Annotated in this window: 20 protein-coding genes; 13 read left to right on the forward strand and 7 right to left on the reverse strand. The window is 71.0% G+C overall.

Annotated features, from left to right (window positions below; genetic code table 11):
• Positions 1-8 precede the first annotated feature (8 nt).
• From ACIQU6_RS26815 to ACIQU6_RS26825, 3 genes are all read left to right on the forward strand, one after another.
• Positions 9-401 carry a RidA family protein gene (locus tag ACIQU6_RS26815; RefSeq protein ID WP_403484228.1) on the forward strand — a complete coding sequence of 131 codons (393 nt, stop codon included), beginning with the start codon at positions 9-11 and terminating at the stop codon, positions 399-401.
• A gap of 66 nt (positions 402-467) precedes the next feature.
• Positions 468-1,991: a glutamate decarboxylase gene (locus tag ACIQU6_RS26820; RefSeq protein WP_403484229.1), complete on the forward strand. Its 1,524-nt coding sequence runs from the start codon at positions 468-470 to the stop codon at positions 1,989-1,991.
• A gap of 757 nt (positions 1,992-2,748) precedes the next feature.
• Positions 2,749-3,381, forward strand: coding sequence for a DUF1524 domain-containing protein (locus tag ACIQU6_RS26825; protein WP_403484230.1), 633 nt, complete (start codon positions 2,749-2,751; stop codon positions 3,379-3,381).
• A gap of 97 nt (positions 3,382-3,478) precedes the next feature.
• Here ACIQU6_RS26825 and ACIQU6_RS26830 read toward each other — a convergent pair whose 3' ends face one another.
• Positions 3,479-4,393, reverse strand: coding sequence for an SDR family oxidoreductase (locus tag ACIQU6_RS26830; protein WP_403484231.1), 915 nt, complete (start codon positions 4,391-4,393; stop codon positions 3,479-3,481).
• A gap of 140 nt (positions 4,394-4,533) precedes the next feature.
• Here ACIQU6_RS26830 and ACIQU6_RS26835 point away from each other — a divergent pair, with 140 nt between their 5' ends.
• Positions 4,534-5,103 carry a TetR family transcriptional regulator gene (locus ACIQU6_RS26835; RefSeq protein ID WP_403484232.1) on the forward strand — a complete coding sequence of 190 codons (570 nt, stop codon included), beginning with the start codon at positions 4,534-4,536 and terminating at the stop codon, positions 5,101-5,103.
• A 10-nt stretch (positions 5,104-5,113) separates the two neighbouring features.
• Positions 5,114-5,503, forward strand: a complete 390-nt coding sequence (locus tag ACIQU6_RS26840) for a hypothetical protein (protein WP_403484233.1) — start codon at positions 5,114-5,116, stop codon at positions 5,501-5,503.
• Positions 5,504-6,143: 640 nt separating this feature from the next.
• Here the strand turns inward: ACIQU6_RS26840 and ACIQU6_RS26845 are convergent.
• Positions 6,144-6,290 carry a hypothetical protein gene (locus tag ACIQU6_RS26845; RefSeq protein ID WP_403484234.1) on the reverse strand — a complete coding sequence of 49 codons (147 nt, stop codon included), beginning with the start codon at positions 6,288-6,290 and terminating at the stop codon, positions 6,144-6,146.
• A gap of 380 nt (positions 6,291-6,670) precedes the next feature.
• Here ACIQU6_RS26845 and ACIQU6_RS26850 point away from each other — a divergent pair, with 380 nt between their 5' ends.
• Entirely contained in the window at positions 6,671-7,135 is a 465-nt protein-coding gene (locus ACIQU6_RS26850) for an aminoglycoside 6-adenylyltransferase (protein WP_403484235.1), read from the forward strand.
• Between the two features lie 37 nt (positions 7,136-7,172).
• On the opposite strand, the gene ACIQU6_RS26855 is transcribed toward ACIQU6_RS26850, so the two are convergent.
• A complete protein-coding gene (locus ACIQU6_RS26855; RefSeq protein WP_403484261.1) occupies positions 7,173-7,733 on the reverse strand; it encodes a GNAT family N-acetyltransferase in 561 nt (186 codons plus the stop codon).
• A 326-nt stretch (positions 7,734-8,059) separates the two neighbouring features.
• Here ACIQU6_RS26855 and ACIQU6_RS26860 point away from each other — a divergent pair, with 326 nt between their 5' ends.
• The 4 genes from ACIQU6_RS26860 to ACIQU6_RS26875 all read left to right on the forward strand — a co-directional run bounded on the left by ACIQU6_RS26860 (position 8,060) and on the right by ACIQU6_RS26875 (position 12,824).
• The gene (locus tag ACIQU6_RS26860; RefSeq protein WP_403484236.1) at positions 8,060-9,184 is read left to right on the forward strand and encodes a hypothetical protein; all 1,125 of its coding nucleotides are present in this window, start codon (positions 8,060-8,062) and stop codon (positions 9,182-9,184) included.
• Positions 9,185-9,399: 215 nt separating this feature from the next.
• The gene (locus ACIQU6_RS26865) at positions 9,400-10,641 is read left to right on the forward strand and encodes an epoxide hydrolase family protein (protein ID WP_403484237.1); all 1,242 of its coding nucleotides are present in this window, start codon (positions 9,400-9,402) and stop codon (positions 10,639-10,641) included.
• Between the two features lie 411 nt (positions 10,642-11,052).
• Positions 11,053-12,129 carry an RICIN domain-containing protein gene (locus ACIQU6_RS26870; RefSeq protein WP_403484238.1) on the forward strand — a complete coding sequence of 359 codons (1,077 nt, stop codon included), beginning with the start codon at positions 11,053-11,055 and terminating at the stop codon, positions 12,127-12,129.
• 218 nt (positions 12,130-12,347) lie between these two features.
• Positions 12,348-12,824, forward strand: a complete 477-nt coding sequence (locus ACIQU6_RS26875) for a polyketide cyclase (RefSeq protein ID WP_403484239.1) — start codon at positions 12,348-12,350, stop codon at positions 12,822-12,824.
• 78 nt (positions 12,825-12,902) lie between these two features.
• Here ACIQU6_RS26875 and ACIQU6_RS26880 read toward each other — a convergent pair whose 3' ends face one another.
• Positions 12,903-13,460 carry a GNAT family N-acetyltransferase gene (locus tag ACIQU6_RS26880; RefSeq protein WP_403484240.1) on the reverse strand — a complete coding sequence of 186 codons (558 nt, stop codon included), beginning with the start codon at positions 13,458-13,460 and terminating at the stop codon, positions 12,903-12,905.
• A gap of 351 nt (positions 13,461-13,811) precedes the next feature.
• Here ACIQU6_RS26880 and ACIQU6_RS26885 point away from each other — a divergent pair, with 351 nt between their 5' ends.
• On the forward strand, positions 13,812-14,516 hold the full coding sequence (locus tag ACIQU6_RS26885; protein WP_403484241.1) for a DUF6338 family protein: 705 nt from the start codon (positions 13,812-13,814) through the stop codon (positions 14,514-14,516).
• 185 nt (positions 14,517-14,701) lie between these two features.
• On the opposite strand, the gene ACIQU6_RS26890 is transcribed toward ACIQU6_RS26885, so the two are convergent.
• Positions 14,702-19,552, reverse strand: a complete 4,851-nt coding sequence (locus ACIQU6_RS26890) for a CHAT domain-containing protein (RefSeq protein WP_403484242.1) — start codon at positions 19,550-19,552, stop codon at positions 14,702-14,704.
• A gap of 330 nt (positions 19,553-19,882) precedes the next feature.
• Here ACIQU6_RS26890 and ACIQU6_RS26895 point away from each other — a divergent pair, with 330 nt between their 5' ends.
• Positions 19,883-20,653, forward strand: coding sequence for a PIG-L deacetylase family protein (locus ACIQU6_RS26895; protein WP_403484243.1), 771 nt, complete (start codon positions 19,883-19,885; stop codon positions 20,651-20,653).
• 32 nt (positions 20,654-20,685) lie between these two features.
• On the opposite strand, the gene ACIQU6_RS26900 is transcribed toward ACIQU6_RS26895, so the two are convergent.
• A complete protein-coding gene (locus ACIQU6_RS26900; RefSeq protein WP_403484244.1) occupies positions 20,686-21,237 on the reverse strand; it encodes a hypothetical protein in 552 nt (183 codons plus the stop codon).
• A 206-nt stretch (positions 21,238-21,443) separates the two neighbouring features.
• Between ACIQU6_RS26900 and ACIQU6_RS26905 the strand changes: the two genes are divergently transcribed.
• Positions 21,444-21,758, forward strand: coding sequence for a nuclear transport factor 2 family protein (locus tag ACIQU6_RS26905; RefSeq protein ID WP_403484245.1), 315 nt, complete (start codon positions 21,444-21,446; stop codon positions 21,756-21,758).
• A 75-nt stretch (positions 21,759-21,833) separates the two neighbouring features.
• Here ACIQU6_RS26905 and ACIQU6_RS26910 read toward each other — a convergent pair whose 3' ends face one another.
• Complete coding sequence (locus ACIQU6_RS26910; RefSeq protein WP_403484246.1) at positions 21,834-22,778, reverse strand: NAD-dependent epimerase/dehydratase family protein; 945 nt, start codon at positions 22,776-22,778, stop codon at positions 21,834-21,836.
• Positions 22,779-22,822 lie beyond the last annotated feature (44 nt).

Raw genomic sequence — 22,822 nt, forward strand, 5'->3', positions numbered from 1 at the left:
TTTGGCACATGACAGAGCGACGACGTGCGATCCTCAGCGGCTCGACCTTTGAGGAACAGATCGGCTACGCCCGCGCCGTGGTCGACGGAGACTGGGTGCACGTGTCCGGGACGACCGGCTTCGACTACCCCACGATGACCATCTCCGACGACGTGGTGACGCAGGCCGAGCAGTGCCTGCGCAACATCGAAGCCGCACTGGCGGAGGCCGGCGGCACCCTCGCCGACGTGGTGCGGGTGCGCTACCTGCTCCCCGAACGCGAGGACTTCGAGCCCTGCTGGCCGGTACTCCGCCGCCACTTCGGTCCGGTGCGGCCGGCCGCCACGATGCAGGTGTGCGGCCTCGCAGACCCCCGCATGAAGATCGAGATCGAGGTGACCGCGCGCCGAAGTGCCGCCTGACGAGCGGTTCGTGCCGCCAATGCGCGCTTTGGCCCTTTTTGTTCATTCACGCATCGCGCGCCTCCTATGATCGGCGGGCGAAATGCGGATGAGGCCCGCCACCGGTCCCGCCCGTCGAAGGTCGCCCCGACCTCGGCACGGGCCTCCTCGGGGCCACCCAGGCAGCCGTCCGCATCGAATCCCTCGCCCCTCGATCCTCATCCTCATCCCCGTTTCCATCCCCCCGCGTCCACGTCTGTTGTTCCTGGGTTCCTGTGTTCCTGTGTAGGAGGCACCGCCGTGCTTAATGGTCTGTCGTCGTTCCCCTCTGCTGCCGCGTTGGGAGAGCTCCCGGGCGGCCGTCTCGCGAAGGAGCCGATGTCGGCCGCCGAAGCCAGCCGTACGGTGCGGGACGAGCTGCGGCCGGACGTGGACCCGCAGTTGAACATGGCGACGTTCATCACCACGTGGATGGAGCCAGAGGCCGACGCGCTGATGGCCGAGTACGCCAACCGCAACACCGTCGACGGGGTGAAGCCGCTGCGCACGGCCGAGCTGTCACGGCGCTGCATCGCCGTGCTCGCCGACCTGTGGCACGCGCCCGATCCGGATGTGGCACCCGGCGTGGCGACGGGTGGGTCCAGTGAGGCGTGCATGCTCGCGGGCCTGGCGATGCTGATGCAGTGGCGGGCCCGTCGTGGCGAACGAGGGGAACGGCCGAACCTGGTGATGGGGACCGCGGTCCATGTCTGCTGGACGAAGTTCTGCGCCTACTGGGACGTAGAGGCCCGGAAGGTGCCGCTGGAGGGTGACCGGTTCGTCATCGACCCGCAGGCCGCGGCGGACCTCTGCGACGAGAACACCATCGGCGTCGTCACCGTGCTGGGCACCACCTTCGACGGCGCCTACGAACCGGTGCAGGCGGTGTGCGCGGCTCTGGACGCCCGGGAAGAGCGGGACGGTGTCGCGGTACCGGTGCACGTGGACGCGGCCTCCGGCGGCATGGTGGCTCCGTTCCTGGAACCGCAGTTGCCGTGGGACTTCCGATTGCCCCGAGTGGTGTCGATCAACACCTCCGGACACAAGTACGGGCTGGTCTACCCGGGGCTGGGCTGGCTGGTCTGGCGCGACGCCGCGGCCGTCCCCGCAGCGCTGGGCTTCGAGGTCGACTACACCGGCGGGGCGGTGGCCAGCCAGACCCTCACCTTCACCCAGCCCGCGGCCCAAATCGCCGTGCAGTACTACCAGTTCCTGCGGCTGGGGCAGGAGGGCTACCGCGAGATCATGCAGCACTGTCGCGACCTCGCGGGCGCCCTCGCCGACCGCATCGACGAACTCGACGGCCTGCGCACGGTCACCCGCGGCACCCAACTGCCCGTGGTCGCCTTCACCACGCGGGACGACGCCCCGTTCACCGTGGCGGAGGTCACCGACCAACTGAGTCGCCGCGGCTGGCTCGTTCCCGCCTACACCCTGCCCCCGAACCGCACCGACCTCGCCGTCGCCCGCCTGGTCATCCGCCGCGACTTCTCACCCGCCCTGGCCAGGCGCCTCACTACCGACCTGGCCGATGCCGTGAGGGCCCTGCGTGGCGGACGACCCGGTCGTTGATCTTGGCGGTTCACGCGAGGGGGAGCCGAAGTCCTGAGTACCCTTTCGGCCGGTCCGCGGCGGAGCAACGAGCAAGGGTCCGGCCCACGCCCGTGCTCGCGACTCCCGAGGATCGATCGTCAGGCAACCGACCGTAACTCCACGGAACTTGAACTTGCTCCGATGCCGGCCTGTGAAGACTGGCGGTGCCTGGTGGTCGCTGGTGATCCCCCGCGATGAAGAGTGCCGCGAACCCTGCCGGCCGTGCTCAGGGCCTTGAGGCTTCAGGAGTGGAGGTAAGGCGGAGGTGGTGGCTGGGCGTCGACGCCCCTTGGGTGAGCAGGCTACCCCGCCCGTACCGCCCGTACCGAGGCCACCCCGCCCGTACCAGGGTGCCGAGCTGACCGCCCGCCGCCGGAGCACGGTGCGGCGTGGCTCTCTCCGGTCGCAGGCTTCGGCAGGGAACTGCCACCGGAAGAGCTTCTGCCGATGCGGTAGTTGATGGCTCGGGCCCACTCCCTTCGATGCGTCAATGGTCCGGGTGCGTCTGTCCGTCGGGAAGGTCGTTGCGGGGGCTTTCGGTGCCACTCAACGGTTGCCACCGTACAACGAGTTGGGGTGGCCGAGACTCGCCCACGACACCGACCAGTTGTTCAAGGGAAGGTAATGAAAAGGAAAAGGTGTTGTCATGTCCATTCAACGCGCGTAGCGCTGGGCGTGGCCGCTGCGCTTTCCTCGAAGAGTGTCTCTCCAACCCCCCACATTTCAGGAGACGTTGATGCCCCGCGCTGCCCTGGGCCTGTCGGCCGCTGCCGTGATCATTGTCGGTGTGACCGCCGCTCCGGCGCTGGCTGATCCGCCGGCCCCGCCGTCGACGTCGACGATCCGCGCCGAATTGGCCGCCCTGAAGGTGGCCGCCCCGCACTCCATGGACGGTTACGCCCGCGACAAGTTCTCCATATGGGCCAAGCAGCCCGACGGCTGCACCACCCGCCAAGAGGTCCTCGCCCGCGACGGCAAGGACGTCCAGGACAAGCCCGGTAGCTGTCAGCCGTCGAGCGGCTCGTGGTACTCCGCGTACGACGATGCCACCGTCACCAACGTCGCCCAGGCCACCATCGACCACATGGTCCCGCTCGCCGAAGCCTGGCGCTCCGGCGCCGACGGCTGGACCGCCGACCAACGCAAGGCGTTCGGCAACGACTTGAAGGACCCCCAGCTGCTGATCGCCTCGGAGTCCTCCAACAGCTCCAAGAGCGACAGCGGTCCGGCTGACTGGAAGCCGACCAACCACGCCTTCTGGTGCACCTACGCCAAGGACTACACCCACATCAAGTCGATCTGGAAGCTCACCACGACCGACGCAGAGAAGAAGGCCGTGTCCTCCATGCTCGACACCTGCACCAACTGACGCACCACGCCACGATCCGCCTCCCACGCACCCCAAGGGGCTCGGGCCGCGTGGGAGGCGATGAACCCGGCCGTCGAGGCGCCGCCTGTCCCTATCGCTACTGCGGAGACGGGCGGTCGGTCCGGAAGTAGTGGCCCTGTTCGAGGTCGGCTATCAGCTCGGGGTGGGTCGGCTGCCATCCCAGGAGTGCGCGGGTCTTGTCGCTCGACGTCGGCACGTCGGCCGTGAGAAACCTCCCCAGCCAGCCGAAGTGCCGCTCCGCGTCGTCGGGGGCCACGGAGGTCGTCGGGACGCCGAGATGCCGCCCGATGAGCTCGGCGATCGTGCGGACCGGCACGCCCTCCTCCGCGGTCCCGTGCAGCACCGACCCTGCCGGCGCTTGCTCCACCGCGAGACGGAACAGCCGTGCGGCGTCGCGTCGGTGAACGGTGCACCAGCGGTTGGAGCCGTCGCCGATGTATCCGGAGACGCCCTTCTCGCGGGCGATGCCGATCAGCGTCGGGATGAAGCCGTGATCCCCCTCGTCGTGGACCGACGGGGGGAGCCGTAGCACCGAGGAGCGGACGCCGCGCTCGGCGAGGGCGAGGGTGGTTTGCGCCGCGGCCCCTCGTGCCGACGCGACGGAACCCGGTACGGGGAAGTCCTCTTCGGTCGCCACGCGTCCCGAGGGCAAGCCGACCGTTCCGGACGCGATGACCAGCGGTCGGGCCGACCCTTCCAGTACGGCCCCGATCGTCTCGATGGCGCGCAGGTCGATGCGCGCGGCGTTCTCGTGCTGCGAGAAATCGTGGATGAAGGCGAGATGGATGACTCCGTCGGCGGCCGCGGCGCCGGCGCGCAGGCTGTCGAGATCCTCAAGGGAGCCGCGGTGCACCGCGGCACCGGCGGCAGTCAACGCTTCGGCCGAGGCGTCCGAACGTGCGAGTCCGACGACCTGATGGCCCGCGCCGATGAGCTCGGGAACGACGGCGGAACCGATGAAGCCGGAAGCGCCGGTGACGAATACGCGCATGAGAAGACCTCCTGGTGCTCAATCGCCCCGAGGCACGCAGGAGCGGCCACGGGACGGATCGATGTCAGTCACTGACATCGACAGTAGCACCGATGTCAGTCACTGTCATTGCCTCGCTGTGATCACGTAGGATGCGGAACATGAGTCGATGGGAGCCCAACGCACGCGGCAGGCTTGAACAGGCGGCATTGGATCTCTACAACGAGCACGGTTACGAACAGACCACCGTGGCGGAGATCGCCAAGCGCGCGGGACTGACGGAGCGGACGTTCTTCCGGCACTTCGCCGACAAGCGCGAGGTCCTGTTCGCCAACGCCGGCTCCCTGCAAGATCTCTTCGTGCACGCCGTCGCCGAAGCGCCCGACACCGCGGCGCCGATCGACGCGATGGCCGCGGCCCTCGATGCCGTCGCCGCGCAGTTCCGAGGGCGACGGGACGGCGTCCTGCGGCGGCAGTCCGTCATCGTCGCCAACCCGGAGCTCCAGGAGCGCGAGCTGATCAAACTGGCCTCGTTGTCCGCCGCCCTGGCCGACACCCTGCGTCAGCGCGGTGTCAAGGACCCCACTGCCAGCCTGACCGCAGAAACGGGAATGGCGGTCTTCAAGGTCGCCTTCGAACGGTGGATCAGCGAAGACACGGACCGGGAAATCGCGGACCTCATCCGGGAGTTGCTCGAAGAACTCAAAGCAGTGGCGGCGGGCGGCAACTAACGTCTCGCGGATGGCAAGCGAAGACCCCAAGGAGATCGTGCGGCGCGGCTACGACGCCGCGTCCCACCGCTATGACGAGGCGTACGGCGCCGTCGTCTCCTTCTACGCGCTGATCCACATCCCGCTGGCCGAGCAACCCCCTTTGCTACGCAGCACTGCCGAGTGGCTCCGCCCCGGAGGGTGCTTCGTGGCCCCCACCGGATCCGACGACTGGACGGGCACCGAGGGCAACTGGCTCGGCAGCGGCGGCACTTGTGGTGGAGCCACGCGGACGCCCCCACCTACCGTCAGTGGATCTCCGGCGCCGGCCTCACGGTCGAACGGGAGGACTTCCTACCGGAGGGCGACGGCGGGCACGCCCTGTTCTGGGCACGTCGTGCCTGATCGCCTGGTGGTCTGACGATCCCGGGCCGGGTCGGCGGACGCCGCCCGAAGTTCACCGAGGACCAGGCCGCACCTGCCCAACAGCTGTGCGGCGTACGAGAGAAGGCCGCCCAGCAGATCGCCGACCTGTTCGGCGTGCCGCGCCCGACGGTGTACCTGCACCTGGACCGAGGCGAGACCGTGCCGCGACAGTTCACGAAGGGCGCGCTCGCAAGACACCGGGTGCTACTCGTTGGCCGAGGTCAGAGCCAGGAGTCCGAGGCGACTACTGAGGAGGTCGGTGGAGCCGATCGGTAGCGACGGCCCGGCCTGCGAAGGCTGCTACAAGTCGCCGGGGCAGCGGCCACCGAGAAGGGCCCTGATCAACATTTCTGGATCGCGCAGCGTGACGGATTGCAGGGTGAGCAATATATGGCGATGGAGAGGGGGGAAGTCGGTGTGGAGCCTGTAGAAGAGAGGCGAACTTCTCTGGAATGAAGGAAATCATCCGCGATTTTGGCCGTGCTCGGTAATCCACCACTGATGACGGTTGGTTCCATTCCCGTGTGGAAGCGTGAGTTTACTGGCTCACCCCTTGCGGAAGTGGGGACGTGCAGGAGCTGGGGCGCGTGTTTAACACCCCAGCCCCCAAGGGTCGTTGAGCGACCCTTTAATCGTTAGTCTCGTACCTTCACGGTGACGGAGCCGTCATCGCCGTTGAAGGTGTAGGTGCCCGGCCCGTGGAACGTCAGGCAGCCGTGGCCGATGTCGTCGTTGGCAGACAGGCTCGGCTGGAATGACCAGCGCATCGACAGCGCGGTCACGCGTTGCGGGACGTTCCGGGACAGAAGCCCTCGGTGGCGGGTCACGTTGAGTTGAACTGCAGGCGGGGGAAGCGAATGAGCAGGGATCTGGCGCGGGTGCGTGTGTCGATATGTGCGGGTGGCGGGTTCGTAGCCGGGCGCGATCTTCCTCGATGTGCCACCCACGGGGCTGCAGCGGCCATTTAGGGTCGGCTCCGACTACGGTCGATGGTGGGTCGGCTTGCTGCTGGTGCGCAGTTCCAAACCGGACGATCGGCGTAGGTCGTGACGGCGTCGTTGACGTTCCGGTTCGTCGTCAGACCTCGGGTTGGTCCCTCGTCAACCCGTGGTTGTATGCGGTGGAGGTCGACCTCAGGAAGGACCAGGACCCGGGAGCCCGAGTGACGTACCGCGCCGAACGATCAGAGGGCGACCGGAGCGCGCCCGCCCCGCAACGCGCCGCCGAAATGCGGGAGATCGCCGACCGCATCACGCGTTGGGCCACGGGTCGCCCCGACATCGTCGGCCTGCTCCTCGTCGGGTCGCACGCCCGCAACGCCGCGCGTGCCGACTCCGACGTCGACATCGTCCTGCTCACGACGGACCGGTCGCGATACGTCGAAGACACCTGGGCCGACGGGCTCGCCCTCGGGGAGTTGGTGCGGACGCGGGCCTGGGGGCCCATCAGCGAACGGCGTTACGCGCTGGCCTCCGGACTGGAAGTGGAGGTCAACATCGGCTCTTCCGAGTGGGCGCGGACCGACCCGGTCGACCCCGGCACGCGTCGCGTCGTCACCGACGGCGCCCGCCCCCTGCACGACCCGGCGGGGCTGCTGAACGCCCTGATCCGGGCCCGCCGTTCATGACCGGCGCCAAGGGCTCGCACCATGGCCCGGACGCACCTCAACGCGCCTGTTTGCCCGCCTGCCACTCGGGCGCGAGCACCGACCAGACCTCCATGTCGTGCCGCTTGCCCCGGTACGGATAGACCTCCCGTAGCACGCCCTCCTTGGTCATTCCCAGGCGTCGCGCCACGGCGATGCTGGCCTCGTTCGCCGTCGCGACCAGCCACTCCACGCGGTGGATGCCCCGCTCCTCGACGGCCCAGTCGATGATCACGCGGGCGGCCCGGGTCACCAGCCCCTTGCCGACCGCCGAGGGCTCCAGCCAGCAGCCCGCCTCGGCGGTGCCGAGCGCGACGTCCATCGTCCGGAAAAGGACGCCGCCCACCAGCTTGCCCTCGGTCCAGATGCCGTAGATCCGCCCCGCGTCGGCCGCCGCCTTCTCGGCGTACGCCTGGAGGTACGAGTGGCTCGTGGTGAGGTCCGTGACAGCGTCCGGCATCCCGATGTGCTGACCGATGTGCTCCCGGCCCCGGTTTATGTGGGTCAGGAACTCCTCGGCGTGCCACGGTTCCAGCCGACGCAGCTCCGCGCCGTCGTCACCCAGGCAAATCGCGAACATCGTCCCCTCCAGGATGGGCATCGAGTACATCGAGTACAGAGTTCAAGCACAGAAGCGAGCGGAGAAAGAAACACAAGCGAAGGTAAGCGGACAAACCCATGCGGGTGCGCGGAGGCCCGGCGAAGAGGCAACGCACAGGAATCAAAGCACACCGCCGGGAATGTTCTCACGGACGGTGACGGAGCATCTCGGCGGCCACCCGGCCCGAGGGCCCGAAGCCCCCTCACCAGGCACGAGCCGCCTCGGCGCGCGAGCCCGCGGTCCCAGGGCTGTACTGGGAGGGACGAAACGGCAGGTAGCGGCAGAGCACAGTACGGAGAGGCATCGTGGAACTGGGCTTCCTGAACACGGTGTACGCGACCGGGGGACCGTATGCCTGTGCCTATCTCGACACCTCGCGGGACACCGAGGCATCGGAACGGACGCTGGCGCTCCGCCGACGGCAGGTCTGCGCGGAACTCACACAGCAGGGCGCGGACGCCGCCACGGTGGACGCCGTGGCCGCGGTCGCCGGCTGTGACGGAGAAATCGCCGGACGGCACGGGCAGGCCATCGTCGCCCACGGCGGGCAGGTGGTACTCACCGAGGAGCTGCCCGAGCCACCGGCGCGCGACCAGGCCACCTTCGGTGCGCTGCCCGACCTGATGCCGTTGGCGCTGCAGTGTGCTCCGGACATCCGGTACGTGGCCGCCACCGTGCACAGCCTGCCGGGCCCGCAGGACGAGCCCCCGGACCGGCTGGAAGTGGTGTTCCAGGCCGGAGCGTGGCCGAGCAGCGCCGTCGCGCCCGGAGACTGCCACCGTATGCGCGGACCGGCCGTCGGCTGGCTGGACGGGGCCCGGCCCATCGCCGACCGCATCGCCGAACTGGCCAGGCGCGGCGACGCCGAGGCGATCGTGCTCGGCGGCATCCCCTGGGCCCGTAACGTGCTGGCCGACCGGCTGGCCGAACGGTGGCGCCGGCGCCTGGTCACCACCGACGGCGACGGATATCCGGCCCCGCCCGGTAGGGCACTGATGGAGACGGCACTGGCCGAGGTGTTCCAGGGGAAGCTGCGCTCCGCGGACCTGGCCCGGCTCGACCTGTTCCTGGCCCGGCGGACCAGCGGACACGGCGCCGTCGAGGGCCTGACCGACGTCGTGACCGCCCTACGGCGCTCCCAAGTCGGCGCCCTACTGGTCAACGAGCCCATGAGCTTCCCGGCACAAGCCCAGGCCGACGCTGGGGCGACGCCGAGCGACCTGCCCGAGGCCGCCCGGGAGCCCTACGGCGCGCTCGGCTTCCACGCCGGGCCCGCACGCGCCGCCGTGATCCGGGCCGCGGTACGCACCGGCGCGAACCTCGTGGTGGTACCGCAGCACCAACTCGCCCTGAACGACGGGCTGGGCGCACTGCTGCGCTACGCCGGACCGGCACGCACCGCGCACTTCGCGCGCCCGAACCACCACTGAACAGGTCGAAGCCGATGGCGCCCTGACGGGGCGTAACGGGGCTACGTCGTCCTCAAGGACGCACGGGGCACGGTCGGCGTAGCCACGTATCGACGTAGCATCGCGTGAACGCGATCAGCTCCACGTCGGAATTCAGGGCGCTGAGGCGGGAGTTGTCCCCTTCAGCAGGCCAACGGCACCACTTCCCCCCGTCCAGTAAGGAACCACGCCACGCCATGACCACCCCGCGCGCTTTCCCCTCCCCCCTGGAGCCCACCCCCATCCATGTGGCCGACGAGGTCCTCGACGACCTGCGCGCACGCCTCGCGCTGACCCGTCCGCCGCTGGACGAGGGGAACGAGGACTGGTCCTACGGCGTCCCGAACAGCTATCTTCGCGAGCTGGTCGCCTACTGGCGGGACGGCTACGACTGGCGCGGGGCCGAGTCCGCCATCAACGCCTACGAGCACTACCAGGTGACCGTCGCCGGCGTCCCGGTGCACTTCCTACGCAAGCCCGGTCACGGTCCCCGCCCGATCCCGCTGATCCTCACCCACGGCTGGCCCTGGACGTTCTGGCACTGGTCGAAGGTGATCGACCCGCTCGCCGACCCGGCCGCGTTCGGCGGTGACCCCGCCGACGCGTTCGACGTCATCGTGCCGTCCCTGCCCGGCTTCGGATTCCCCGGCCCGCTCACCGGCTTCCCGGACGTCAACTTCTGGAAGGTGTCCGACCTTTGGCACACCCTGATGACCGAGACCCTGGGATACGAGAAGTACGCCGCCGGGGGCTGCGACATCGGCGGGATCGTCTCCAGCCAGCTCGGCCACAAGTACGCCGACGAGCTGTACGGCATCCACATCGGCTCCGGGCTGCCGCTCGACTTCTTCAACGGCCCCCGCGCCTGGGACCTCGCCCAGAAACGGCCCCTCACCGACGACCAGCCCGCCGACGTCCGCGCCCGCATCATCGAGATGGACCACCGCTCGGCGTCCCACCTCGCCGTGCACATGCTCGACGGCGCCACCCTGGCCCACGCGTTGAGCGACTCACCCGCCGGGCTGCTCGCCTGGCTGCTGGAGCGCTGGAACGCCTGGAGCGACCACGGCGGCGACATCGAGTCCGTCTTCACCAGGGACGACCTGCTCACCCACGCCACGATCTACTGGGTGAACAACTCCATCGCCACGTCGATGCGTTACTACGCCAACGCCAACCGCTACCCCTGGACCCCCGCCCACGACCGCGCCCCGGTCGTGCAGGCCCCGGTCGGCCTCACCTTCGTCACATACGAGAACCCGCCCGGCATCCACACCGCCGACGACCGCGTGCGGGCGTTCAGGACCGGCCCGCAGGCCGCTTGGTTCAACCACGTCAACGTCAACGCCCACGACCACGGTGGCCACTTCATCCCCTGGGAGAACCCCGACGCCTGGGTCAACGACCTGCGCCGCACCTTCCACGGCCGCAGGCCCTGAACGACGTCGCGGACTCGTCCGGCGACGGGACGGGGGAACGGTGCCCGGCGTGGGCGTGGGTGTCGGCCGACCGGCCCGCGCCAGTCATCAGGACTCCCGGACCGTCGCGCCGGAGCGCGGAGAACACCCGGAAGCGGGCCACGGTCCCTGACCGCTCGTTCACCGTGGTGGCACCGCAACCTGCGGAGTTGGAGTCGGCCGCGGAGCCCGTGGACGACGCAGTGGAGGCGATGCCCGAGCCATCCAGCCCCGGTGGAGGCTCTCCGGTTCGAATCCAGACAGTCGCACCCTATATGTGTTCAATTTTGCGATTGGCGCGATTTAGCTCTTTGTGGTGCGGGTGAGCAGGGGAGTGATTGGCTGCGCCCGGCGCGTTCCGTCGGGCGGGAGGGCGAAACGAGGAGGTACCTGATGGGTTTCACGGCCGGCCGCAGCTATGTGATCAGGAACAGGCGCTCCGGGCTGGTGCTGAACGTCGCGGGCAACGGCACCAACCAAGGAGCCGACCTGGATACCTGGACGCTCCAAACGAACAACTACCGGGCCAGCCAGACCTGGCATCTGTTCCCCTTGGACCAGGGCAGCGTCCTCCTGGCCAACAAGAACAGCGGTCAGGTCGTCAGCGTCCGGGACAACAGCACCGACCCGTCCAAGAGGATCGAGCAGTACCCCCTCCAGGCGGACCGCCTGGGAGCCCAGTCCTGGATGCTCCGTGACGCGCCCGGAGGCGGCTACCACATCGTCAACAAGCGCAGCGGCCTGTATGTGAACCTCGCCGGCAACAACAGCGACAGCGGAGCCAAGGCCGACCAGTACTACCTTCAGGACAACCCGGCCGCCTGCCAGGTGTGGGACCTGGAGGTCGAGGACGAGAACAAGACCATCCTCGATCTCGACCAGGTCGACACCGACCCCGACGACATCGGCGACATCATCCGTCTCACCGACTTCCGTCGGCCCACCAAGTCGACGACCGACCGCGTCCTGATCGGCCAGGTGGCCCTGCCGTTCCCCATGGTCGACGACCCCGGCATGAGCCGAGAGGAGCGGGCCCGGCGCTCGCCCTACTACCTCCTCAAGCGGTACGGCTCCTGGAAGTTGGTCTACTACTACGAGCACAGCGGCGCCTCGACGTACACCAAGTCCCAGGAGATCAAGGTCGGTCTGACCACCACCAACGCCAGCGAGGTGAAGTCGACCACGGGCATCTCGGTCACCGCCAATGCCGGCTTCAGCTTCCACGGCTTCACCGCCTCGCTGAGCGCGACCGTCAGCCACCAACTTCAGGTCACCACCAGCTCCAGCACCTCGGAATCCACTCAGCGCACCGAGACCGTCTCCCGCAGCTACCCGTCCGGCAAGCGGATGAGCGAGGCCATCTGGTACCGGGACGACACCTTCGTCCTGGAACGGATCGACGGCACCAAGGTGTTGGAGTGGGCCGTCCGCGACTCCGACACCTGCATCACCGACGCCTACCCCCACTAACCGCCCGCCCGAGTCGCCCGGCGCACGGCCGCGTCGCCGCACGGTGCGCCGGGCCGGAGGCCCGGGCGGCTCGTCGGCCGCCACCGCGGTTGTCAGTGGTGTGCGTCATGCTGGGGATCAACAGGCGGGCGTGGCCGGGAGGTTGTCGCCGGAGCGGGGGATCCGACGGTTCCGCGCCCGCAGGAGTCCCAGATGAGACGAGAAGGAGCGTGCCCACCGTGGACCAGGAGAACCTCAGCGCCACTCTGATTGTCGCCGCGCCCGCCGCGAAGGTGTTCGCGGTGCTGGCGGACCCGACGACCCACGCCGCGATCGACGGCACCGGCTGGATCCAGGAACCCGCCGACCGGGCGCCGTTGACCGAAGCAGGGCAGGTCTTCCGGATGGACATGCACCACGCCAAGCATCCCGATGGCGACTACCAGGTGGCCAACAAGGTCCAGGTGCTCGACCCGCCGCGTGCCATCAGCTGGTTGACGGGTCAGGAGAAGGAGGACGGTCGCCTGGAGTTCGCCGGCTGGTTCTGGCGTTACGACCTCGCGCCGCTCGGTCCCTCAGAGACCGAGGTCACGCTCACCTACGACTGGTCTGCGGTGCCGCCGCCCGTCCGGGAGCGCATCCAGTTCCCGCCCTTCGACCCTGAGCATCTCACCAACTCCCTGCAGCACTTGGCCGAGCTCGTCTCGGGTCGGTGATGTCATCGGTCGTGGTGACCGTCAGTACTGGGGGATTGGAGGAGGTGCGCGCGAGAAGCGCGTTTCGTTCCGCCTGCCCTACGGGTTGTCTTGACGACTCCGTCTGGTGTTCCGGTGCCATCGGATCTCGCCTTCGCGCCATTCGTCGGTGGGGGTGAGCCCGGCGACAGTGGCGACGGCAGCGGATGCCCGATGTTCGGGGTGGATGTGGGCGATGACGGTGTGCACCGGCTGCCGGTCGAGCCATCCGACGAGTCCCTGAGCTGCTTCGGTGGCGATGCCTCTTCCCTGCCACGGACTCCCCACCACCCAGGCGATCTCGGCGACGGCGCCTGGGCCGGAGGGGCCGACCGTGGCCTGCACGGTGCCTGTCAGGCAGGACTCAGCGCGGAGCCGGATCACCCAGTTCAGCCACGAGACGGCCGGGTCGGGCGAGCCTGCGGTGATGCGCTGGTAGCGCGAGCGCAGGGTGTGCGGGGTGTCGGGCATGCCGCCGACGAAGGTGTGCAGGGCCGGATCGGAAAGTACGGTGGCCATCTCCTCGGCGTGCCCAACGCGCAGCGGCAGCAGGTCCAGCCGCCTTGTGCTGATGGCCTGGGCGTCGAGTGGGTTTGTGCTGCGACGGACTTGGAGCATCCGGCGTGTGCCTTTCCGGCCGACCCGGCAACGTCGGCCTTGCTCGATGACCTGTCGATCGGTCCGTCGGGAAGATACGCCTCCTTCCGTCCGCGTCAGGCAGCCGGAGGGCGCCGATCGTGCGGGAGCCGACCTCGGTGTCACCGAAGTCGGCCAGGCGTCGGGACGGCCGGGGCGGCAGCCCCGTGGTTGCCGTGCCGCCCGCCGACGACGTGCGGAAGTCGTCAACGTGTCAGGGCAGTTCACCCGTCCGCCATGACGGGTGTCAGTGGTGTGCGTCATGCTGGGAGCAATAGGCGGGTGCAGCGGGGCGGATGACGCCAGGGCGGGGGTCCGATGGTTCCGGGGACGGTGGCACAGCTGACGACCCTGTTGGTGCTGGTGTTGCCGGGGGTCTTCTATCAGGCCGTGCGGGAGCGGCTGCTGGGCAGTGTGGCCGCCGAGCAGGAGCCGCAGAATCGATTGGTGCGCGCCGTTGCCGTGGGCGCGCTGCTTGATGCTCTGTACGCCCTGACGATCGGACCGTGGCTGGTCGACGTGTTGGCCGGGGGCGGGCACGGGCCCGTTGCGGGGGTGTTGGCGCATCCTCGGCGGGCGGGGACAGCCGCGCTGTTGTTGATCGTCGCCGTGCCGTCCGCCGCGGCCTGGGCGGAGAGTGCCTGGCGGAGCCGGCGCGCGGTCGCCACGTACGACCCCACGCCGACCGCCTGGGACGCGCTGTTCCACGACCGCGGGTCCTGCTTCGTGCGGGTGCGGCTCAAGAGCGGGCTGTGGGTGGGGGGTTGGCTGGGTTCGCGGTCGGCGGTGTCGGCCTATCCCCAGTCGGGCGACCTCTACTTGCAGGCGCAGTACCGGATGGGGGCCGACGGGAGGTTCCTCGGGCGGATACCCGCCACGGGCGGGGTCTACGTACGGGCCGCCGATGTCGAAGTGCTGGAAGTCCTGCTGCCGCCGGCGGTGGGGGAGAGGGAGGGAGATGGCGATGGCGGAGCGTCGGGAGAGCGGGAACAACGGGAGCAAGGAGAGCAACGGGAGCAGCGGGAGCGACAGGAATGATGACGCGGCGCTGGAGGACCTGGTCAGACAGTTCTCGGCCCGCCGGACCTATCGGCCCACGGACGGGGTGAGCGAGCCCGAGGAGCCGCCGCAGGGGTCCTCGGGGACGGCCATGGGGGACACCTCGGCGACCGGACCGGGAGGCGGGGAAGTGGACGCGCCCTGAGTGTGGGGTGCGTGGCGCGTCAGGCTCCGGTGTGGATGTGCGCGGCCCAGAGGTGCGGCGCCTGCGCGAAGCGGTCGCGCAGCGATCGCACCGGGTGGTGCAGGGCCAGGGCCGGATCCAGCGGGCGCAGTCGGGCCACGTCCTCGGCCAGCGCCGCGTAGAACTCCTCGGTGAGGCCGGTCGCCAGGGTGTCGGAGACGGTCCACAGGGTGCCGATCACATGCGGGTAGCCGGCCAGTTGGAAGGACGACGCCAACTGCACCGCCTCGTCGGGCAGCATGATGCCGCCCTGGGAGGTGGAGCAGGCGGACAGCACGGCCAACTCCGGACTGCCCGGGCGCTGGGCGGCGGCCTGCTGCGCGGTCAACCTGCCGTCGTGCAGGACCAGCCCGCTCTCCGACGGGCTGAGCAGGTCGCTGACGCCGTGGCAACTGAAGTGCACCCAGGGGTGCGCGGGCAGTGCCTCGGCAACGGCCGAGACGGTGGCGGCGTCGCCGGCCAACAGCCGCCCGTCGGGGAACAGTTCGGCCAGCAGGGCGGCCTCGTCCGAGGCGCCGGGCAACGGCGGGGCGCCCGGCGTGTCGGCGAGGGCGACGACCAGCGGGGCCGGGCGCTGTCGGGCACCGCGGCCCAGACGGCCGCGCGCCCGGAGGAGGGCGCGCACCGTGGGCGTGTACGAGGAGACGACGCGGTCCACGACCCAGGTGCCGGAGTCCGGCGCGCCGCGCCCGGCGGCGTGCAGCGGCAGGAAGGACAACCAGCCCGTGGGGCACCACCACACCCGGGGCCACGGCTCGCCGTCGCCCGGTACGGTCCGCAGGCCGAGCCGGTCGAGCACGGGGGCGGCGACGGTGTCCCACAGCCATGCCAGGACCCCGGTGAGGGTGCGCATCGCGGCCACCGCCCGCGGCACCCCCTGCTCCCCGTACGCCGCGTCGACGCCCTGGACGAAGTCCGTGGCCCGGGTCAGCACGGCGTCCGGTGTGAGGCCGGGCAGGGGCAGCACCTCGATGCCGGCGTCGGGGGTCAGGAGGAGGGCGTCGGAGCGGTAGGCGCTGACGTTGAGGATCACGACCGGGCCGCCGGCGGCCGCGGTGAGCAGCTCGGTCAGCGCCGGCGGACGGAGGAAGTCCGCGAAGTTTGGCAACGCCCGGATCTCGGCGAGGAGTTCGTCCCAGCGGCGGGCCAGGGCGTGCCGGTTCTCGGTCGCGCCCCCGACCGGCGGCGCGGCGGATGGGACGGCGGGTGGCCCGGAGGGGCCGAGCAGCGCCGGCGGGCGCGCGGCGGGCGTGCTCAGCCGCTCGCGGAGCTCCTCGAACTCGGCCGCGAGCGCGGGCGCGACGGCCCGCAACCGCGAGGCGTCCGCGCGGTCCTCCACCCCCTGGGCCAGCAGCACACCCCGGCCCTGCTCCAGCAGCGTCAGGGCCCGGCCGGGGTCGCCGGCGCGCAGGGCGAGCGCCGCGGCATCGCCGGCCAGGCCCGCACTGGCGCGCAACCGCTCCTCCTGATCGGCGCGGGCGAGGCTGCGCGGCGCCAGGCGCGGCAGCAACTCCACGGCGTACGCGTGGCCGTCGAGCGCCTCGGCGTCCGCGCCCGCGTGCGCGGCGGCCTGGCCCCACGTACGGGCCGCCAACAGCCGGACGGTCAGCGGGGAGGCCGGATTCCGCGCCGACTCCCGCGCGAGGCGGACCGCCTCGGCCAGATCGACGTCCGCACCGACGAAGGCCAGCCGCTCCTGCGCGGCCGCCAGGATCCACTGGGCGCGGGCCTGATCGGGGTGGCCCTCGGAGAGCCCGCCGAGGGCCTCCCGGGCCGCGGTGACCGCCCGGTGGAGCATGCGCGCCACCGCGGGATCGGCACCGTCCTCGGCGGCCTGGGCGCCGAGCAGATGGGTCGCGGCCAGATTGACCAGGGCGAACGCGCGCCAGGGATGGTCCGCACCGAACCCGGACACCGCCTCGTCGAGGGCGCGTTGGGCCTCGGCGATCGTCGGTCCGCCGGGGCCCTCCCCGGCGAGGGCCCGACTCTGCAGCAGCAGGCCCAGGTTGAGCGCGGCGAACTGCGGGCCGGACCGCTCGCCGTGCTCCCGCACCCGCGCCCGGCGCAACAGCTCGGCCGCCTCGTCGGCCGCGGCCGCGTCGCCGGTGATCTCGTACCAACCGCGCAGCGCCTCGGCGAGGTTGTTCAACAGCCCCGCCCGGTCGAAGGCGTCCGGCGGACCCTCGTCCACGGCCCGCCGCAGCACCGCCACGGCCTCCGCCTGCCAGGTGCGGTCGCCGGTGAGCTGAGCGCGCTGGGCCAGAACGGCGCCCAGATTGGTCAGCACGTTGCCGTGTGACGCATGGCCCGCGGGCACCGTGGCGGCCGCCTCACGGAGCCGGTCGACGGCCGTGTCCATCAGCGCCTCGTCGCCGGTGGCGGCCGCACGGCCCCACGCGGCGTGCCCGAAACTCGTGAGGACGAGGCAGCGCTCGTCGGACGCCTCGGGAGTGGCGGCGAGGGCGGCGGCATAGTGCCCCAACGCCTCCTCGCGGTCCCGCTCGTCGTGGGTGTGCCGGAACAGCTCCACCAGCCCGTTGGCGAGGCCCGTCAACGCCCTGGGAGCCGGCGGCCCGGGCGGCACCGCGCACGCCTCCCGGTGCCGCTGGACGGCCTCCCGCAACGGACCGGCCTCCCCGGTGAAGCGGGCCAGGGAACGCAGGGCGTGCCCGAGACGGGTGAGGGTGTCGGCCCCACCGGGCGTGCCCGGGCCGGCCGCCACCACCGCATCGCGCAGCACGGTGACGGCCTCCGCCAGCAGGGACCGGTCCGAGCGGACCTCCGCCACGTGTTGCAGCGCATCGCCGAGGTTGCCCATCCGGTGCACCCGGAAGTGGTCGTCCGGCGGGGTGAGTTCGACGGCCGCGCGATGCGCCCGCACCGCCTCGGCCAGCAGTTCCACGTCCCCGTCGCGCCGGCCGAGCGTGGCCAGGGCGGCGCCGAGGTTCGAGTGCCGCACGGCCCGTTCGGACGGGCTGGTGCGGGGCGCGCAGGCCAGCGCCGCGCGCAGCAGGCGCACCCCCTCCTCGTAGAGCCGCGGGGTGCCGGTGGCGACGGCCCGCCCGAGGTGGATGCCGCCGAGGTCGGAGAGGAACTCCGAGCGGCGCAGATCGCCCTCCGGGAGCAGGGCGACGCCCCGGTGCATCTCGTCGGCCCCCTCCTGCCAGGCGGCCGCGTCGCCAAGAGCGGCGCGGCTGGCGAGGGTCGCCCCCAGGTCGAAGCGCACCGCGGCCTCGAAGCCGCTGCCCGGCGACGGCAGGGTCAGACAGGCGCGGAAGCAGTCGATCGCCTCGTCCAGGTCGGAGCCAGCGCCGGAGCCCGGGGTGACCGTGCTCCAGCCGTCCGTCACCGCACCGCCGTTGCGGCCGGTGGTCCTCAGGCACCGGCCGAGCTGGAGCAGGACCTCGGCCCGCTCCTCCGGATGCCCAGGGACCTCCCCGGCGAGGCCGCGCAGCAGCGCGATCGGCCCGGCGAGGTCGGCAACCCCGCCGGGCACACCACCCGCGAGCGCCCGCAACCGCATCAGGTCCGCCAACTCCGCGCCACGCAGCACTCGTTGGCGCACGTCCTGCTCCGCCGTGGCCTCGAACGCCCGCCGCGCCAGCTCCGCGGCCTCGTCCAACTCGGCGAGCCGACCGCTGGTCACGTTGCGGGAACGCAGCACACCGGAGAGCACGAAGCACGCCTGGGCGTACACCGGATGGCCCGGCGGCGCGGCCTCGACGGCATCGCGGGCGGCCGCGTACGCGTCGGCCAGCACATCGGTGCCGTCGGTGCGGACGGCCCGCCCCCTGAGGGCCAGGCCGAGGTTGGTGAGGTACGCGGCGCGCTCGACCGGGTTCGGCGCCGCGTCCGCGGCCCGGCGGCAGACGGTGATGCCCTCGTCGTACAGGGCCGCGTCGTCGCCGCCCTCCATGGCGCGCATGATCAACGCCATGCCGAGATCGGCCAGGACGGCGGCGGAAGGGTTCGGCTCCGCCGTGGCGACCGCCTCCCGCAGCAGTGCGACCGCCTCCGGCAGCACGGACGGGTCGTCGAGGATCGGCGCGGTGGTGGACAGCGTCGACCCCAGCGCGGCGCGGTGCAACAGGCCGTGCGGGTCCTGCGGAGTGCTCAGCCGCACCGCCGTCCGCAATTCCGTCACGCTCTCCCGCGCCGCCTCCCGGTCATGGGCGGCAGTGGCCAGGAACCGGAGCCCGAACCCCAAGTTGCCGTGCCTACGGGCCTGTTCGGCCCCTTCGACGGGAGCCGCCGCCACCGCCGCCCGGCTCCGCTCGATGCCCTCGGCCAGCACCTCCCGCCCGGCACCCGCCCGGAAGGAGTGCACAAGCGCCAGCCCGAGGTCCGACAGGCAGGTGCCCTGCTCGGCGCTCCCGGCCGGAAAACCGGCGACGGCCTGCCGCAACAGCGTCTCGGCCACCTGCAACGCCATGGGGTGCCGGCCCTGTTCATGCACCATCAGGGCCCCGACACCGGCCTCGTACGCCAGGAGCGGGTCGGCATCCACGGGCCGGCCGGCGAGCGCGTCCAGGAGCGGATGCAGCGCCGGGGGCGCGTGCTCGGGCGTGCCCAGCCCCGCGAAGGACACCACGGCCGAGCCGAGCGCCGCCCGATCCCGCCCGCCACCCGCGAGAAAGCGGCACCAGTCGGCGTAGGCCAGCGCGAAGACCGCCAACGCCCGGACCGAGCCGTCCGGTAACACCGCATCGGCCCGCACGGCGTCGACGGCCGTAGCCGCCTCCGGACCGAGGAACCACCGCAGGGCTTCGGCATCGCTCTCGACCCGTTGCACCTGCGCCAGAATGCGCCGGGCGGCTGCTTCGGCAGTCATGCGGCTGTCCCTCCCTCAGGGAGACGGGAGCGGGTTCGGGAACGCCCCGCTCCCCTCACAGTCCCCGCGACGACCGTCCGCGCCATCCGCACACCCCGCCGGTACCGTCCCCGAGCCGTCCGGCGCCATCGATCCCGTCCACCCCAATTGTGGCTCCCCCACCCGGGAATCACCATCCGCATCGGGCATGGACAGCGTTCACAACGATCGCCCGAGGGGAGGGGAGGTAGCCTGACCAGGCCCACAGCTTGGCCTGGTCCGAAGGTCAACCTGCCCCAAGGTCAACCTGATTCGCAGGTCGAGCAGCAGAAAGAGGGAGCTGATCCGGCCATGCGTCCTCCCAGCCTCCTGGCGGTCTTCGCGCACCCGGACGACGAGTCCCTGTCGGCGGGCGGTGTGCTGGCCCGCCACGCGGCCGGCGGAGCCCGCACCGCGGTCGTCACCGCGACCTGGACGGAAGGCAGTCGGCGTGCCGCGGAACTGGCCGATGCGCTGCGCATCCTGGGCGCCGGCGCACCCCGACTGCTCGGCTACGCCGACGCGAAGGTGCCCGCATCCGCCCCGAACAGCCCCCGCTTCTGCGACGCCCCGCTCGACGAGGTGGTGCGCCGACTGGTCGGGCACATCCGGGAGTTCCGCCCGGAAATCGTCGTCACCCACGACGCCTACGGGGGAATGACCGGCCACCCGGACCACGTCCACACCCACCGGGTGGCCGTACTGGCCGTGCACGCCGCCGGGTTGGACCGGCTCTACCCGGAGGCCGGCGCCCCCTGGCGACCGAGCGCCCTCTATCTGGCCACCCATCCGCACTCTGCCGCACGGGCGTTGGGCCCCCGCCTGGTCCGGGAGGGCCGACCGACGCTCAGCGTCCCGGACGAGTGGATCAGCGCGACCGTCGACGTCCGCCCGTGGACGGAACAGAAGATCGGTGCCGTCCTGGCCCACCGCTCCGAGGTGGCGCGCGGTGCCCTGCCGGGTCGGCTCGCCGCCCTGCCCCCGTCCGACCGGGAACAACTGCTGGCCACCGAGTGGTACATCCGCCACACCCCCGTCCCCACGAAGGCGACGCCCCCGGCCCAGACAGAGCTGACCATCTGAACCCCGCGCCGGCAGGCGTCCTGAACCCTGCGTCAGTCTTCGTCTTCGTCCGCTTCGTCCGCACTGGACAGTGCCTCGGTGACCATGCGGGTGGCGAAGTCGGGGTCGTCGGTGATGCGGTTGATGTGCTCCGCGAGCAGGAAGGCGGTGACTTCCAGGGGAGTCATCTCCGCCTCGGTCCAGTGACCGTACTGACTGCGCCACAGGTTGGGGCTCAGACCGGTGCCCGCCGCGATGACCAGGCCCGCCATGGTGGGAATGGCCTCCGGGCGGACGCTCTTGGGCATCATGCGCATCGTGGCCACGAGGCTGGGCACCACGTACTCGATGACGTCCTTGTCGTGGTCCTGGTGTGCCTTTTGCAGCCACGTCATGAACACGTAGATGAGCGTGCACGCGCCGTCCAACACGTCATGGGCCCCCTGGGGGCCCAGCGACGCGGTGAACTGGTCGATCAGCTCCTGCTGCTCGGGATCGGTCCCGGTCTTGCCGTCGTGGATGCTCTTCAGTCGAGAGTCGATCATCATGAGTGCCGTGCCCACATCGCCGACGGGAGCGTGTTGGGGGTCGTAGAGCGAAGACACGGATTCCTCCTCGGATGACTGCACTGGGCAGCAGGACGTATCCGTACGGTAGTCGGCCGAGGGGTCGGGGGGCGGCGGCTTATCACTTTTCAGACGAAGGTATCCACTTTCGGTGACGCCACCGAATAGGGCGACGCCGGGTGACCTCGCGGTCAGGCGTTCGTTAAGGAGGGCGCCAATTTCCGCACCCTTGGAGGCACGGCATCATGCCCCTCAACGACTTGGACCCGGTCGTCGCGAAGTTCGTCGATGCGCTCAACACCGGTGACAGCAACGGCCTCTTCGACCTGCTCACACCGGACGCGACCATGAGCGACGACGGCACCGACCGCGACCTGCGCAACTGGCTCCAGAGCGAGGCATTCGGCAGCAACGGCCGGATGGACGTCGAATCCGTGGCGGACGGCGGCACCGCCCTGGTGGCCAACTACACCAACGACCGCTGGGGCGCCATGCGGACCGCATGGCGCTTCACGGTCGCCGGCGACAAGATCTCCCGCTTCGAGACCGGGCAAGCCTGAGCGAGCATTGCCTGCCGGCCGGGGACGGCGAACAGGCCCAGGCGGTGCCCGCCGCCTGGGCCAGCGCGTGGGCGATCAGGTGGTTGCGGCAGCCACGCGGGCGCGCCACCAGTCCACCGTTGCCCGGATCTGCTCGTCGAAGGGGGTGGCGCGGACCGTGAACTCCGCCTCGTAGGCGCTGGCGTCCACCACGAACGGGCGGTCGAACTGGTAGCGGGTTTCCTTGAGTTCGCGGATCAGCGGGGAGAACACGCCCACCAGGCCCAACACGGCCGGGGACAGCGGGCGCACCGCGACCGGGCCCGTCTCCGCGCGGGCCGCGAGGCGGTCGACCATCTCCCGGACGGACAGCGCGGGCGCCGTGGGGACGTGCCAGGCACGCCCCCACGCCCGCTCCTCGCCCGCGATCTCGACCAACGCCCGCGCCACGTCGGGGAGATAGGTCCAGCCGTGCGGGGCGTTCGGATCCCCCAACGTGGAGACCGGCCTGCCGCGCAGCAGGCGTGGCATGACCCGCGCGGCCAGGTGCCCGCCGTCGGTCACCCCGGGCCCGAAGAAGTCCGAGGCCCGCACCTCGACCGCCTTGATCCGGCCCTGCTCGTGCAGCGCCCGCGCCTGCTCCCAAACGGCCGCGCGCACCCGCCCCTTGGGGCCGGTCGCGGCCAGCGGCAGCTCCTCCGTCAGGGGCCGGTCCACCGGGCCGTAGCCGTAGAGGTTGCCCAACATGACCAGAACGGCCCCGGTCGCCTCGGCCGCCGCGCACAACGCCGAGGCCAGCGGCGGCCAGTCACTCGCCCAACGGGGCAGAGGAGGCGCGGCACAACCGAAGACCGCGGCGGCGCCCCGCACGGCCTCGGCGAGCCGCTCAGGCTCCGACGCGTCCAACGCGAGGTGCTCGATGCCTGGCTCGGCGGCCCGGCCCGACGCGGTGATGACCCGTACCTTGTGACCCCGTTCGACCAACAGCCGCGCCGTGGCCGCCCCCGCGGGCCCGAATCCTATGACGACGTAAAGACTCACCCGGGCACAGTAGCGCGGCTCCGGGCACCCGTTGCGGCGAGACC

The organism is Streptomyces sp. NPDC090442, assembly GCF_044769405.1.
GTDB lineage: Bacteria > Actinomycetota > Actinomycetes > Streptomycetales > Streptomycetaceae > Streptomyces.

Excerpts from the sequence above, each read along its gene's own strand:
- ACIQU6_RS26835 (WP_403484232.1), top strand. The coding sequence starts at position 4,534 with ATGAGTCGATGGGAGCCCAACGCACGCGGCAGGCTTGAACAGGCGGCA.
- ACIQU6_RS26815 (WP_403484228.1), top strand. The coding sequence starts at position 9 with ATGACAGAGCGACGACGTGCGATCCTCAGCGGCTCGACCTTTGAGGAA.
- ACIQU6_RS26880 (WP_403484240.1), bottom strand. The coding sequence starts at position 13,460 with ATGCTCCAAGTCCGTCGCAGCACAAACCCACTCGACGCCCAGGCCATC.
- ACIQU6_RS26895 (WP_403484243.1), top strand. The coding sequence starts at position 19,883 with ATGCGTCCTCCCAGCCTCCTGGCGGTCTTCGCGCACCCGGACGACGAG.
- ACIQU6_RS26825 (WP_403484230.1), top strand. The coding sequence starts at position 2,749 with ATGCCCCGCGCTGCCCTGGGCCTGTCGGCCGCTGCCGTGATCATTGTC.
- ACIQU6_RS26855 (WP_403484261.1), bottom strand. The coding sequence starts at position 7,733 with ATGTTCGCGATTTGCCTGGGTGACGACGGCGCGGAGCTGCGTCGGCTG.
- ACIQU6_RS26830 (WP_403484231.1), bottom strand. The coding sequence starts at position 4,393 with ATGCGCGTATTCGTCACCGGCGCTTCCGGCTTCATCGGTTCCGCCGTC.
- ACIQU6_RS26865 (WP_403484237.1), top strand. The coding sequence starts at position 9,400 with ATGACCACCCCGCGCGCTTTCCCCTCCCCCCTGGAGCCCACCCCCATC.
- ACIQU6_RS26890 (WP_403484242.1), bottom strand. The coding sequence starts at position 19,552 with ATGACTGCCGAAGCAGCCGCCCGGCGCATTCTGGCGCAGGTGCAACGG.
- ACIQU6_RS26870 (WP_403484238.1), top strand. The coding sequence starts at position 11,053 with ATGGGTTTCACGGCCGGCCGCAGCTATGTGATCAGGAACAGGCGCTCC.
- ACIQU6_RS26820 (WP_403484229.1), top strand. The coding sequence starts at position 468 with ATGATCGGCGGGCGAAATGCGGATGAGGCCCGCCACCGGTCCCGCCCG.
- ACIQU6_RS26840 (WP_403484233.1), top strand. The coding sequence starts at position 5,114 with ATGGCAAGCGAAGACCCCAAGGAGATCGTGCGGCGCGGCTACGACGCC.
- ACIQU6_RS26905 (WP_403484245.1), top strand. The coding sequence starts at position 21,444 with ATGCCCCTCAACGACTTGGACCCGGTCGTCGCGAAGTTCGTCGATGCG.